13 protein-coding genes are annotated in these 13,127 nt (G+C 65.5%); 6 read left to right on the top strand and 7 right to left on the bottom strand.

Annotated features, from left to right (window positions below):
• Positions 1–134 precede the first annotated feature (134 nt).
• Both AB0362_RS08390 and AB0362_RS08385 read left to right on the top strand, forming a co-directional pair.
• Positions 135–530 (top strand): nitroreductase/quinone reductase family protein, encoded by a 396-nt coding sequence (locus AB0362_RS08390; RefSeq protein ID WP_317810258.1) that lies wholly within the window; start codon positions 135–137, stop codon positions 528–530.
• A gap of 44 nt (positions 531–574) precedes the next feature.
• Complete coding sequence (locus AB0362_RS08385) at positions 575–955, top strand: phage holin family protein (RefSeq protein ID WP_037187032.1); 381 nt, start codon at positions 575–577, stop codon at positions 953–955.
• Here the strand turns inward: AB0362_RS08385 and AB0362_RS08380 are convergent.
• The 3 genes from AB0362_RS08380 to AB0362_RS08370 all read right to left on the bottom strand — a co-directional run bounded on the left by AB0362_RS08380 (position 952) and on the right by AB0362_RS08370 (position 4,099).
• Positions 952–1,821 carry a 1,4-dihydroxy-2-naphthoate polyprenyltransferase gene (locus AB0362_RS08380; protein WP_317784567.1) on the bottom strand — a complete coding sequence of 290 codons (870 nt, stop codon included), beginning with the start codon at positions 1,819–1,821 and terminating at the stop codon, positions 952–954. The genes AB0362_RS08385 and AB0362_RS08380 overlap by 4 nt on opposite strands.
• Before the next feature lie 47 nt (positions 1,822–1,868).
• Positions 1,869–3,125 carry an Hsp70 family protein gene (locus AB0362_RS08375; RefSeq protein ID WP_317810257.1) on the bottom strand — a complete coding sequence of 419 codons (1,257 nt, stop codon included), beginning with the start codon at positions 3,123–3,125 and terminating at the stop codon, positions 1,869–1,871.
• A 194-nt stretch (positions 3,126–3,319) separates the two neighbouring features.
• The gene (locus tag AB0362_RS08370; protein ID WP_317784569.1) at positions 3,320–4,099 is read right to left on the bottom strand and encodes a PIG-L family deacetylase; all 780 of its coding nucleotides are present in this window, start codon (positions 4,097–4,099) and stop codon (positions 3,320–3,322) included.
• Positions 4,100–4,161: 62 nt separating this feature from the next.
• On the opposite strand from AB0362_RS08370, the gene AB0362_RS08365 reads away from it, so the two are divergent.
• Together AB0362_RS08365 and AB0362_RS08360 are read left to right on the top strand one after the other, a co-directional pair.
• Positions 4,162–5,838, top strand: coding sequence for an alpha/beta hydrolase (locus AB0362_RS08365; RefSeq protein ID WP_317810255.1), 1,677 nt, complete (start codon positions 4,162–4,164; stop codon positions 5,836–5,838).
• A 193-nt stretch (positions 5,839–6,031) separates the two neighbouring features.
• A complete protein-coding gene (locus AB0362_RS08360; RefSeq protein ID WP_317810253.1) occupies positions 6,032–6,406 on the top strand; it encodes a nuclear transport factor 2 family protein in 375 nt (124 codons plus the stop codon).
• 205 nt (positions 6,407–6,611) lie between these two features.
• Here AB0362_RS08360 and menE read toward each other — a convergent pair whose 3' ends face one another.
• On the bottom strand, positions 6,612–7,700 hold the full coding sequence (gene menE, locus AB0362_RS08355; protein ID WP_366235622.1) for an o-succinylbenzoate--CoA ligase: 1,089 nt from the start codon (positions 7,698–7,700) through the stop codon (positions 6,612–6,614).
• 146 nt (positions 7,701–7,846) lie between these two features.
• Here menE and AB0362_RS08350 point away from each other — a divergent pair, with 146 nt between their 5' ends.
• On the top strand, positions 7,847–9,208 hold the full coding sequence (locus tag AB0362_RS08350) for a hypothetical protein (RefSeq protein ID WP_366235453.1): 1,362 nt from the start codon (positions 7,847–7,849) through the stop codon (positions 9,206–9,208).
• 105 nt (positions 9,209–9,313) lie between these two features.
• Complete coding sequence (locus tag AB0362_RS08345) at positions 9,314–10,597, top strand: EAL domain-containing protein (RefSeq protein WP_366235452.1); 1,284 nt, start codon at positions 9,314–9,316, stop codon at positions 10,595–10,597.
• Here the strand turns inward: AB0362_RS08345 and AB0362_RS08340 are convergent.
• The 3 genes from AB0362_RS08340 to AB0362_RS08330 are packed head-to-tail and all read right to left on the bottom strand — an operon-like array spanning position 10,594 to position 13,054.
• Positions 10,594–10,974 carry a VOC family protein gene (locus tag AB0362_RS08340; protein ID WP_317534314.1) on the bottom strand — a complete coding sequence of 127 codons (381 nt, stop codon included), beginning with the start codon at positions 10,972–10,974 and terminating at the stop codon, positions 10,594–10,596. The genes AB0362_RS08345 and AB0362_RS08340 overlap by 4 nt on opposite strands.
• A 57-nt stretch (positions 10,975–11,031) precedes the next feature.
• Positions 11,032–12,114, bottom strand: coding sequence for a GGDEF domain-containing protein (locus AB0362_RS08335; RefSeq protein ID WP_317534315.1), 1,083 nt, complete (start codon positions 12,112–12,114; stop codon positions 11,032–11,034).
• Between the two features lie 46 nt (positions 12,115–12,160).
• Positions 12,161–13,054 (bottom strand): 1,4-dihydroxy-2-naphthoyl-CoA synthase, encoded by an 894-nt coding sequence (locus AB0362_RS08330; RefSeq protein WP_068046296.1) that lies wholly within the window; start codon positions 13,052–13,054, stop codon positions 12,161–12,163.
• Between the last annotated feature and the right edge of the window lie 73 nt (positions 13,055–13,127).

The raw sequence follows: 13,127 nt of genomic DNA, 5'->3' as shown, positions 1-13,127 counted from the left end.
AGCCCCATGTCACCCCCCAGCGACGAAGGGCCGAACACGTATTCGACCCGTTGCCGAGAAGTGTAGAACCGGGCACCGACAAGTTTTGGCGCCGATGCAGGACGGTGTCTCTTCGCAGTGACAACTTCATTTGCATGCAACGCCGCTACGCTCGTCATCACGTGCAGGGCAAGCCCGGAGGCGGCGCAGTGAATACCTTTCAGAAGTCGGCAGCAGCGTTCAACAAGGTTTTTGTGGTCGTCATGAAGGTGCCGGTGCTCGACAGGGTTCTCGGACGGTCGATGGGGATTTTGACCTACACCGGCCGCAAGTCCGGCAAGAAGTTCTCACTGCCGGTGGCCTACAAGCGAACAGGCAATCACGTGAAGGTTGCGGTGGCCGTTCCGGACAAGAAGAACTGGTGGCGAAATTTCGAGAACGACGGCGGACGGGTCGATGTCGACCTCGGCGGCGTCCATCATTCCGGCCTTGCCGTGGCGACTCGCGACGATCGTGGGCGAGTAACTGTCGACATCGACTTTGAGCGCTGAGTACGTCGTAGCCCTCGGCCGTCCACGAACCCTACGATGGCGCCATGAACTTTTTGATTCGGCTCGTGATCAATGCCGTTGCAATCTGGGTTGCCAAGGAATTCGTGGATGGCATCACTGTCACCAGCTCGGGGCGCGGCGATGGGTGGGACATCGTGGTCCTGCTCGGTATCGCGGCCGTGTTGACGGTCGTCAATGCGTTCATCAAACCGCTGGTGCAGCTCATGTCGCTGCCGCTGCTGATTCTGACGCTCGGGTTGTTCACTCTCGTGATCAACGCGTTGATGTTGTTGTTGACGGGCTGGCTGTCGTCGCAGACCGGCTACGGCCTCGAGATTGTCGGGTTCGCCGCGGCGTTCTGGGGCGCGATCATCATTTCGATCGTGAACTTTTTGCTGGGCGCGTTCGTTCCCGACAAGCGCTAGGCGAAGGCCAGCGCCACTCCTGTGCTTGCGCCCCAGACGAGCATCGCCAGGCCCGAATCGCGCAGTGCCGGAATCAGTTCGAATCCGTGAGCGCCCTTGCGTACCGGGGAGTTGGCGCGTGCGGCGAAGGGGAGCGCGAGCAGGCCCACCAGCGCCCATGGAGTGCGGGCAATCAGTGCCACCGTCATCGCGAACGGCACCACCAGTAGCGCGAGATGCAGGTAGCGAGTGCGCATGTCACCCAATCGCACTGCCAGCGTGAGCTTTCCGGATTCGGTATCGGTGGGGATGTCGCGGAGGTTGTTGGCGACGAGTACTGCGCTGGAGAACGACCCGACGGCCACTGCAGCCAACACGCCGGCCCAATCGATCTGCTCGGCCTGTACGAACTGGGTGCCCAGTACCGCAACGAGACCGAAGAACACGAACACGGCTATCTCGCCGAAACCGCTGTATCCGTACGGCTTCGAGCCGCCGGTGTAGTACCAGGCACCGGCGATGCAGACGAGTCCGACGATGACCAGCCACCAGGCGCTGGTCGCTGCCAGAACCAATCCGGCCACGGCGCCGACTGTGAAGCAACCGATGGCGGCCTTCTTGACGGCACCGGCGGACGCAGCCTTCGAGCCGACCAGTCTCAGTGGCCCGACTCGTTCGTCGTCGGTGCCCCGGATTCCGTCGGAGTAATCGTTGGCGAAGTTGACGCCGACGATCAGAGCCAACGAGACGACCAACGCCAGCAGCGCCTTCCACCACACTCCTCCGTCCAGCGACAGGGCCGCGCCGGTGCCGACGAGGACGGGGGCGATCGCATTCGGGAGCGTGCGCGGTCGCGCACCTTCGATCCATTGCGCTGTGGTGGCCATGAGCGACGATCTTTCCGTATCTGTCCGACGGGTGAGAACGCGGCCGGTCAGAACGGCAGGCGTGGCAATACCGGCAACGGGATGACGGGCATCTGGACACCGGGAATCTGTGGCAGGGGCACCGTGGGTGCGGGCGGAGGTGCCGGCGGGTAGTAGTGCGGCTGCTGGTACTGCACGTAGGGCGCGGAATTTGCGGCGGCCGGCGCAGGTGCGGTGGTTGTCGGTGGGGGAGGAGGGATGTCGGGAAGCGGTGCCGGCGTGGTCGTCGTCGTGCTGGTACTCGACGGCCTGGTGGTTTGCGACACTGATTCACCGACGCTCGACGGGGTGCTCAGCGGTTGACCCTCGTCGCTGGATCCGAGTGCCGTGAACAGTCCGATGGCGGCAATGACGCCGGCGATCGGAAGTGCGATCATGCCCAGTCGCGCCAGGGCTGGACGGTGCGAGACGAGGGGCGGCACGTGGGTGGCGTCGACGTGGGCGGCGTGCACCGCGGCACCGCCGGCGACAACGAGCTCGGGCCGGTCCGGGACCACGACCGGTAGCTGCAGGAAGCGTTCGAGGGTGGCCCGGACCAGCGGAATGTTGGACGTGCCGCCGATCGCGACGACGGCGTCGGGGTAGAACTCTGCCTCGCGGCCGAGTCGGCGAACCGTCTCGGCGGCCTGCTCGGTGGAGCGTGCGATGGACAACTCGAAGATGTGCCGCTCGAGGAGGATGTGCTCGCCATCGGGGGTGCTGGTGGTCAGGTGCGAGGACAGCGCTTCCTTGATTCCGCGGCAGAAAGCCGTCAGCGCACTGTCCTCGTCCGGAGATTGGGGCGCACGCACTATGCCGAGTCCGAGTATGTGTTCCCGGACCACGGCGTCGAAGGAGGCACCGCTCATGGCGGTGGTCCGCGCGGAACCGTAGGAGCGGCCGGATTCGACGTCCACGATGTCGACGTCGACACCGGTCTCGCCCGCGTCGAACAGCGCGATCGTCCGGTGGTGGGAGGGGAGCCCCGGGCGCAGGTACTCCATTGCCGCGCCGGTCTTGTCGATGAGGTGGACGTCGGAGACGTACTCCTCGGCCAGTGCTTCGGCGATCTGGGTGCGTTCTTCGGGGGTGCGATAGGCGACGCCGAGAGATTGGGGCGCGTCCGGACTGTCGACGATGCCGCGGACGACGCGCGCGACGTCGGATGCCGTGGGGGAGAACTGCCAGTCGTCGAATGGGGTGCCGTCGGTCCATGCACCGTTTTCGGTGGTCCGCGCCGTGCGAATGCCGCACGTGCCCAGGGACACACCCACTGACGAACGCATCGCTTCTCCGGCCTCTCCATTTCGATGACGGTGTTCGGGTCTGAAGAACTCGCCCTCATGACAGGCGACGTGAACACTGTACCGTCTCGCGGTTTGGTTAGAGGCTCGAAACAATCCGATGGTCAGGTCTATGGAGTTGCATCACCGGTCTACGATCTGGTGGCCGTCGCGCTTGCGTCCGCTGTTCGGCCAGCTCAGAGCGGGAGTGAGGTCTCCGTCAGGCCGACGCCGCCCGTGCCGCGCAGCTTTCGGAACCATTCGGTGCCGAAGGTGGAGGCGAGGTCCTCGACGGACATCTGCAGAAACGGTCCGAAGTCACCGACCTGTGTTTCGTGGGCTTCCATTGCACCCCGTTTCGCGTTCATGACGCTGGAGACGTCGACCACCGTCGTGATCTCGGTTTCCGGCAGACCGAACGTGTCCATGTCCGGCGGTGACGCCTCCTCACCCCAGTGCGGATTGGCCTCCATCAGTCGGCGCATGTGGTCGCGGTTGGTGGTGGTCTCGTAGACGAATCGAGTGTCGGCGATCTCGGTGGCGCGCTTGCCGACGACGTGAACCTGGATGTGGTCGGGGTGCCCGTAACCACCGTTCGGGTCGTAGATCGTCACGACGTCCGCCTGCTCTTCGAGCAATACGTCGGCCAACCGTTGCGCTGCGGTGTCGACGTCGACGTTGCAGAAGGCTTCCGGGTTCGCATTCTCCGGAGTACCGGCCATTCCGGAGTCGGCGTAGTGCAGCCGCACGATGCGGGAGACTCCGAGAACGGCTGCCGAACGATCCAGCTCGACGCGTCTGCGCTCGGCCAGTGTCTCACCGTCGGTGAGGATTCCGTCTGGAAACTCACCGAGGGCACCGTCGGTCGCGGTGACCAGGACAACGCGGTGGCCGGCATCGGCGGCGAGCCGCATGACTCCGCCGGTGCCGAATACTTCGTCGTCGGGATGTGCGTGGAAGCAGACCAGAACACTCATGCGGTGAATGCTTGCATGTCGAAGAGGGTGCGGCCCAGTCGGCGGAGAAATACGATCTGCGGATGACCACACAGCGGTCGGCCGCGATTCGTTCGTATTGGCAGGACTCACGAGCGGATCGGTACTGCCGCGCACTGCATCCCGTCGGGATTTTCTTCGCTCTGGTGTTCTTCGCGCTGTCCATGACTCCGTCGCTGCTGCCCAGGGTCTGGTATCTGCAGGCGGTGGCCACCGGAATCAGCGTCGCGATCGGATACGGAGTGGGTTGCCTGATCGCGTGGGTGGTGCGGATCTGTGGAGTGTCACCCGACTGGTCGGAGCAGTGGCGTCGACGCGGGTGGTGGGCGCTGGCCGTGGCCGCGGTGGTGGTGATTCCGCTGTTCCTGATCCTGGGATCGTGGTGGCAGCAGATCGTCCGCAAGCTCGTCGGTGTGGAGGATCCCGGGAGGCCGCTGTACATCGCGGTGCTGGTGGTCTCGCTGGTGGTTGCCGTGGGAGTGCTCGCCTTGGGTCGTCTGCTGCGGCGAGCCACCCGTGCGTTGACGCGATGGGGCAAGCAGTACGTGCCGAGGCCGGTCGCGAGGATCGCGAGCGTGATCGTCGTAGCCCTGTTGGTGGTGTTCGCCGTCAACGGCGCGCTGATTCGCGGCATCGTGGCGGTCGCGGAGAGATCGGCCTCCACTGCGGACCGCGGCAATCACGAGGGCGTCGAGAAGCCCACCGCGGCCGAACTGTCGGGTTCGGACGCCTCGAACGAGGAGTGGGATTCCCTGGGGCAGGAGGGTCGACGCTTCGTCGTGTCCGGGGTATCGCCGGACGAGATCAGTGAGTTCACCGGAAGGCCTGCGGTGCAACCGATCCGCGCCTACGCGGGCGTGGAGTCCGCGGACACCGTCGAAGGTGTGGCCCAGCGGGTGGTGGCAGAGCTCGACCGTACCGGCGCATTTTCTCGCGCTGTGCTCGGTGTCGCGACGACCACCGGGCGCGGGTGGGTGAACGAGAGCGTCGCTCGCCCTCTGGAATACCTGTACGACGGCAACTCGGCGATCGCGTCGATGCAGTACTCGTTCCTGCCGAGCCCGATGGCATTTCTCGCCGATCGCCAGACTCCCCAGGATGCCGGACGGGCCCTCTTCGAGGCGGTGTACGAGGTGTGGAGCGAACTCCCCGAGGATTCGCGACCGAAGCTGGTGTTGTTCGGCGAGAGCCTCGGTGCCTATGGCGGACAGGATGCGTTCAGCGGCGCGCAGGACATGATCGCGCGCATCGACGGTGCCCTGTGGGTCGGCAACCCGAACTTCACCCCGCAGTGGGCCCGCATCACCGGTGGGCGCGACGCCGGATCTCGCGAGATCCTGCCTGTCATCGACGGTGGCGAGCACGTTCGTTTCGCCAGCTCGTCCGGTGACCTCGACATCGGCGGGCAATGGGAAGAGCCCCGAATCGTGTACTGGCAGCACGCATCCGACCCCATCGTGTGGTGGTCGCCGGATCTGATCCTGAACCGGCCCGACTGGCTACGAGAACCCCGCGGCGCGGACGTCGATCCCGGAGTGCAGTGGTTCCCGTTCGTGACCTTCTGGCAGTTGACGTTCGATCAGGTCTTCTCCACGAACGTCGACGACGGCCACGGCCACAGCTACGGAGCCGACGCGGTGAACATGTGGGCCGACATCCTCGAGCCTGCCAACTGGTCCGAGTCCGACGTCGAGCGGTTGTACGAGAAAATGGCGGGCTGAGGCGTCGGCTGCTCGGTCGTTCGCCCACCCACCACCGGCGCAAATGCGCGCGCGTTTGCCGAACGCGCGCAGGTTCGCTACCTGCTGGCCGACGACTTCGCGTGCACCTGACGAACGCGCGCGCATTCGTGCGTGAGGTGGGTGGGCGTGAGGTATTCGTGCGTGAGGCGTTCGTGCGTGAGACAGTGCAGCAATGCCGCCTGTCTCTGCCGGTCGACCCAACGCTGATATCGATCTGTCGACAGTTCTCGAGCTCGAACGAGAGCTACAGACTGCGGAGTGTCGACGCGATCGCGAGAGGCTTGCCCTCCTGCTCGCCGACGACTTCACCGAAGTCGGAGCCTCGGGAACGGTGTGGGACAAGTCGTCGATACTCGACTTGCTCAGCAGCGAAAGCCCCGTCGAGATCGAGGTGATCGAACCGATCGGACGGGTAATCGGTGCAGATTGTGTTCTGCTGCAGTGGATTTCGAGAACACCTGATGCGCGAGCTCGCAGAACCTCGCTGTGGCGACGCACGAACACCGGTTGGGAATTGGTGCACCATCAAGGCACGCCGCTCGAGTGAGCACTCCGGGGCAAATGCGTGCGCGTTTGCTGAACGCGCGCAGTGTCGCCACCTGTTCGCAGACCAGTCCGCGCGCACCTGACAAACGCGCGCGCATTTGCGGTCTAACCGGAACCGCTGCGCTCAATCCGGAACCGCTGCGCTCGATCCGGAACCGCAGTGCTCAACTCGAGACCGCTGCGCTCGGTCGGAACTCCCCAGTCACTCAGCGTTTTTCCAGCACCGTTCGCAGTTTCGCCCGATTCAGTTTTCCCGGCCCTCGTGTCGGCAGTGAATCTAGTAGGAACAATTCTCGGGGTGCCGCGGTGATGTCCAGCGATGCGGCGACGTGGGAGCGCAAGTCCGCCAGTGTCACCGGAGCGGAGGCGACTACCGCGACCACCACTTTCTGGCCCAGGCGCTCGTCGGGCAATCCCACGACGGCGCATTCGAGCACCGCGGGGTGGGTGGCCAGTGCAGCCTCGACGACCTGCGGCACGACGGTCAATCCGCCGGTCGAGATTGCCTCGTCGAGTCGCCCCGAGATGCTCAGCACGCCGTCGACGATGGTTCCGGCGTCGTCGGTGCGGAACCATCCAGGTTCGGCGAAGGCCGGGTGGTCGGGCAGTCCGCGGTATCCCGAGGCCAAGGTCTTTCCCCCCAACACGACCCTGCCGTCGTCGATGCGAACCACCGTGTTGCGCAGTGCAACTCCGTCGTACACGCAGCCGCCGGCCGTTTCGCTCATTCCGTAGGTCCGCACCAATCGGATTCCCGCGTCGTGTGCCTTCGTCCGCAACGGCATCGGTGTTGCCGCCCCGCCCAACAACACAGCATCGAGCGAGGCCAACGCAGCCACGGCCTCCGGGATCTCGAATGCCTTCACCAACTGCCCTGGAACCAGCGACGTGTAGCGCAAGGGCCCCGACATCCGGCCGATCGCGTCGATCAGAGCGGTGGGATCGAAACCTCTCGACACGTCCATGATCACGGGCGAGGTTCCGGCGAGCACACTGCGCAGCAGCACCTGCATTCCGGCGATGTGGTGCGCGGGCAGCGCCAGCAGCCACGACCCCGGTCCGCCGAGTCGCTCCTCGGTGGCCGTTGCCGACGCCACCAGCGCAGCGGCCGACAGCATCGCTCCCTTGGGAATGCCCGTCGTTCCGGAGGTCGCGACGACAAGCGCGACGCCGTCGTCGATGGGTGTTCCCGGTGCCAAGGCGTCGTGCAGGCGCTCGGTCTCACGCGGATCGTCGGCCGGCACGGGAAGCAGGGCCGGGTCGTCGCCGGCGAGCATGCGGCTCAGCCGCGGCATGATGTTCGCCGCTGCCGGTCCCGTCGGAATGGATACGCTCTCGAGCACGGACTCGAGGCTAGTCGCTGGGCTCAACTCGGACGGGCGCACCTGTCGGCCCGGCGGTTGTCACCCGACGTCGAGTTGCTGTGGAACAGTGGAACATCGTGAAGGGATCGGGCATGGACGACGCGGTGTGGGCAGCTCTGTCGTACTTCGATTCCGTCGATCCCGCGCTCGCCGCCGATGCGCGCTTGGGGTGGGACGGTCTGGTCGATGTGTCTCCGCCCGCGGGCCCGACGCAACATTCCGTGCAGACCTACCTGTGGATGTATCTGCGCCACGCGGCCGAGGGGCCCGATCGTGCGGTCGACATCGCCCGTGCGCTCGGCGACCTACTCGACCGCCTCGGACGCGTCGGATACGCGGAGATAGCTCGGAGCACCGTCACCGAGGAACTCGTGCGGATCTCCGACGATGCTGTCTGGTTGCAGCACTATCGCGCCGCCACCGAACAATCGGGTATCGGTGCCGTCGACACCGATCTCGTCACCTGGCAGGACGCTCCGACCGGCGTCGAGCGGGCCATCGTCGAGAAGATCGGCGAGACGTTGGAAGTCGCGACCATCGCCGGTGAGTTCGAGCCGTCCAAGCCCGGCGGGCGACCGCTCGGCACCAACGCGCAGGCCATGCGCCGACGCGGCGTCACCGATGCTGTGCTGACGTCCGATCGAGGTAAGGACGACTCCGAGGCGGTCCTGCTCGAGCAGCTTCTCGACCACCGCATCGACCTGTGGAGCAACTACAGCGCACCGCGGGCCGAGCTCTATCTGGGGCTGCGCGAGACGTTGCACGAGGCCGCCCGGCCCGTGTACGGCTGCGTGCGCAGGCTGGAGAGCTTCATCGGATGCATCGGCGACGGTGTCGGATTGACCGACGCCGGGTATCTGCCGGACGAGCTGGTGGCGAGCATTGCGACCACGGTGTTTCCTCCGGCCGAACGCCCCTTGCACATCGGCCGCGAACTCGACACGGAGAAAGTACTGACTGTCCGACGCCTCCTGATGAGGGTGCGTTTGTTGCGTCGTTCCGCCGGGCGGTTGGTGCCGACGGCGCGGACACGGCAGCTCAGCTCCGACGGGCTCTGGCGAGTGCTGACCGCAGGCATCGTCGGCACCGAATATCACCCGGACACGATTGCCGCGGAGGTGGTTCTGGCACGGATGATCGTCGGTCACGAGGTGACCGACGTGGACGCGACAGCAGACGACCTCGCGCGTCTGCTGCGCGCCGAAGGGTGGACCCATTCCGGCGAGGAGCCCGCTGCCGAGCACGCCGAGCCGTTGGCGCGGACCCTGATTGCCGAACTGGGGGCCCTCGGAGCGTTCGAGCCGACGGAACCGGGCGCGTCGGGACCGGGTGTTTCGGAACCGGAGCCGTCCGGTTCGGTGGCGACCGAGGAAGGCAAGCGACTCGCCGCAGCCGTGCTGCGGCATCGGCTGCTGCACACGCGCTATCCGTCGTTGTGACCGCTCCAGGTTGGGCTATCGGTCGAAACTGCAGATCCGGCACGGTTAAACTCGCCTGGATCCGGTTCCAGAACGGGCCCGGCTGGTCGTTGCGAGGTGATGCCGGTGGACGGTGAGGTCGCGGACCCCGCGCGCTCCCAGTCTCGCCGGCAGAGCGACTCCGCCCGTCGCTACCTCGATTTCGAGGCGACGACGCCTGCTCTGCGATCGACGGTCGAATTCGCCGCACGCAGCGTCGGATTCGCCATCGCACAGCTCAATGTGCTCGACGAAGACACTCAGTACACGCTGGTCAACATCGGTGGACCGCCGGTGTCCACCGTCGTGCGAGCCGACACCCTGTGCGACGACGTGGTGCGTTCCGGCGAACCTGCAGTCGTGGCGCACGGTCGCGTGCACGCCACCACTCGGCAGCGCGCCATCCTCGACGAGAACGGCATCGCGTCGTACGCGTCGGTTCCGCTGCGTGGGCGAGAGGGCCTGGTCATCGGCACCCTCTGCCTGCTCGATCGCACGCCCCGTCCGCTCTCCGGTGAGCAGATGCAGGAACTCGAACAGTTCGCGTCGGTGCTCGAGGAGCAGCTCGATCTGCATCGCCGCGTCGGATCCGGCGTCATTCGGCTGGGCAGCGACAACGATATCGCCGACTCCATCGCCGACGGTCACATCGTGCCCTGGTTCCAATCGATCGTGGACTTGCGCACCGAGGAGATCGTCGGCTTCGAGGCATTGGCGCGGTGGCACCACCCCACCAGGGGGATGGTGGTGCCGGCGGATTTCGTACCGTTCGCCGAGGCCAGCGAACTGATCATCGACGTCGACCTCAGTGTGCTCACCCAGGCCGCTGCCGAAATGAAGAAGTGGCACGTCCACCGTCCGGACCTGCGACTGACCGTGAACATTTCCGGACGCCACCTCGCCCATCCCGACGGTGTCAGTCAGCTGCAGCGTGCCATCGCGTCCTCCGGGGTGTCGCCGTCGTCGATCTCGCTCGAGCTCACCGAGACCACTGCCGTGACGCCGGGGCCGCTGCTGCGCAGGCATATCGACGACGTGCACCGGCTCGGCTTCCGGGTGTTGCTCGACGATTTCGGCTCGGGCTGGTCTTCGCTCGAACGACTGGTGACGCTGCAGCCCGACGGCATCAAGATCGACGGGCACCTGACGAGGTTCGTCGACACCGTGGCCGGACGCGCCATGATCAGGTCGTTGGCCGGAGTGGCGAAGGATCTCGATCTGACGATGATCGTCGAAGGCATCGAAAGTCGTGAACAAGCCGACGCGGCCCTCGAACTCGGTTGCACGCTGGCGCAGGGATATCTGTGGTCGCGGCCGCAGTCGGCAACGGCAGTGCTTCGCACGATCGCCGACGGCGTGAAAGACCGTTAGCGGTTGTCCTTTCGCAACGGGTGATCCTGTGGAATCTGCACCAGCACGATGGGAATCCCGTCCGGATCCTCGATCCACATCTCGATCAGACCCCACGGCTCGGTTCGCGCCTCACGGACGATCTCGATGCCGGCTGCGGTCAATTCCTCTGTAGCAGAACCGATATCGCGTACCTGCAGCCACAGGGCACCGGAGAACGACCCCGATTCGTCACCACGATGGTGCGCTGCGACCTCGATCAGGCCCTGCCCCGCGAAGAACACCGTCCCACCGGGGTATTCGCGACACACCGCCAACGAGAGACCGTCACGGTAGAACTCGAGAGTTCTGTCGTAGTCGACCGGCCGAAGAATTGTCCGAGAAGCGAGGATGTCCACCCCGCATGGATACCACGATCACAGATGGTCCTTCCGCAGGCTCCACTCCTGTCTCTCTCACAGTTCGGTCGTCGCGATTCGGTTGCCGCCCGCGGCCTTCGCCTCGTACATCATCGAGTCCGCGACCCGCGTTGCCCGCGTCACGATGTCGAGGTTCTGATCCCACACGGGCGAATCCGCGTGCAGAATCGCGGCCCCCACACTGACCGTCACCGCGATGGGATCCTCGGGATCGCGAAGCGCTCGGCGTACCCCGTGGACCAGAGCATCGATGTGGAGCCGTGACGTCGACACGACGGCGAGATACTCCTCTCCGCCGGTGCGCGCGATGACGCCGTAGTCACCCAGGTGTGCTCGCAGACGCTCGGCGACCCGCACGATGACCGCGTCGCCTTCCTCGTGTCCGTACATGTCGTTGACGGATTTGAAGCGGTCGATGTCGATCATCACCGCCGCCGAGCACTGATCCTTCTCTCGGCCGAGTGGCCACACCTCGTCGATGGCCGCGTCGAGACCACGACGATTGCGCAGACCGGTGAGCGGATCGAGCAACGAATTGCGGGCATCGTCGGTCAACATGGTGATGAGCAGATGCGACACCAGCGGAACGCCGGCGATCGCGAGCAGTACGACGTGCGTCCGGAAGATCAGTGAGGCGGTGTCGATCTCCCCACCGGAGTGCGTGGCCGCCGCGGCGACGAGGGTGCACGCCACCGCAAACACCAGGTGCGCGAGCAGCCAGCGTGGACTGAGGCAGAACGTGCAGAACGTCCCGATCACCGCGAACAGCGTGCAGGTCAGGAGCGCGTCCGCGAGTGGGTTGATCGCTATCGCCGACGCCGTTCCGAGGTCGGAGAAGACTGCGAACGCCACCACCCCGACTCGGCCGGGAAACGGTCTGGTGATCCACGCCGCGCTGACGGCCACGACCATGACTGCCAGACCTGCTTTCCAGGCGACGGCGACCGGGCTGCGTGAGGTGTCCTCCGAGAACAGCGACACCACCGCCAGCACGCCGAAGTTGAGCGTCAGAAATGCCATCACCCACCGGACGATCTTTCCGGCGGGCCGGGAGTTCTGGAAGTCCGCCATCCAGCGGTAGTCGTAGGGCTTGGTGAACCAGGCGCGTACAGCGCCCACAGCACTGTGGTGGTTTCGGCGGTGCGACGTCGAAATCACCAGTGGGTCAGAAGTATCGGGGGAAGGGAGACCAGTCGGGCTCGCGCTTGTCGAGGAAGGCGTCGCGACCCTCCACCGCCTCGTCGGTCATGTAGGCCAGGCGTGTCGCTTCACCGGCGAACAGTTGCTGACCCACCAGGCCGTCGTCCTGCAGGTTGAAGGCGTACTTCAGCATTCGTTGTGCCTGAGGTGATTTCGCGTTGATCTTCGCAGCCCACTCGATTGCCGTGTTCTCGAGCTCTGCGTGATCGACCACCTTGTTCACTGCGCCCATACGGTGCATCTCCTCGGCCGAGTACGTCTCGCCGAGAAAGAATATCTCCCGGGCGAACTTCTGACCGACCATCTTGGCCAAATACGCACTGCCGTAACCACCGTCGAAGCTGCCGACGTCCGCGTCGGTCTGCTTGAACCGGGCATGCTCGCGGCTCGCGAGGGTCAGATCGCACACCACGTGCAGGCTGTGGCCGCCGCCCGCTGCCCAGCCGTTGACCAAGCAGATGACCACCTTGGGCATGAAGCGGATGAGGCGCTGCACCTCGAGGATGTGCAGGCGCCCGGCGCGGGCCTTGTCGACGGTGTCGGCGGTCTCTCCGTCTGCGTACTGGTAGCCGCTGCGTCCGCGAATGCGCTGGTCACCGCCGGAGCAGAAGGCCCACCCGCCGTCCTTGCTGCTCGGCCCGTTGCCGGTGAGCAGCACGGTCCCCACATCGGAGCTCACCCGAGCATGTTCGAGCGCGCGGTAGAGCTCGTCGACGGTGTGCGGCCGAAACGCGTTGCGAATCTCGGGACGATCGAACGCAACCCGGACGGTCGCGTCGGACACGTGCCGGTGATACGTGATGTCGGTCAGGTCCTCGAAGCCGGGAACGGGACGCCACAGTGCTGGGGTGAAGGTCACGGGCGTCAGCTTAGTGTGGGCCGACGCCGGATCAGGGCTGGGTCCGTGCCGACCGGTCGGTGCAGCTAGCGTG

The sequence above is a fragment of the Rhodococcus sp. NPDC079359 genome (genome assembly GCF_040702585.1).
Taxonomy (GTDB): domain Bacteria; phylum Actinomycetota; class Actinomycetes; order Mycobacteriales; family Mycobacteriaceae; genus Rhodococcoides.
Note: the sequence above shows the minus strand (reverse complement) of the source record. Positions and strands in the feature narration are given on the sequence as shown.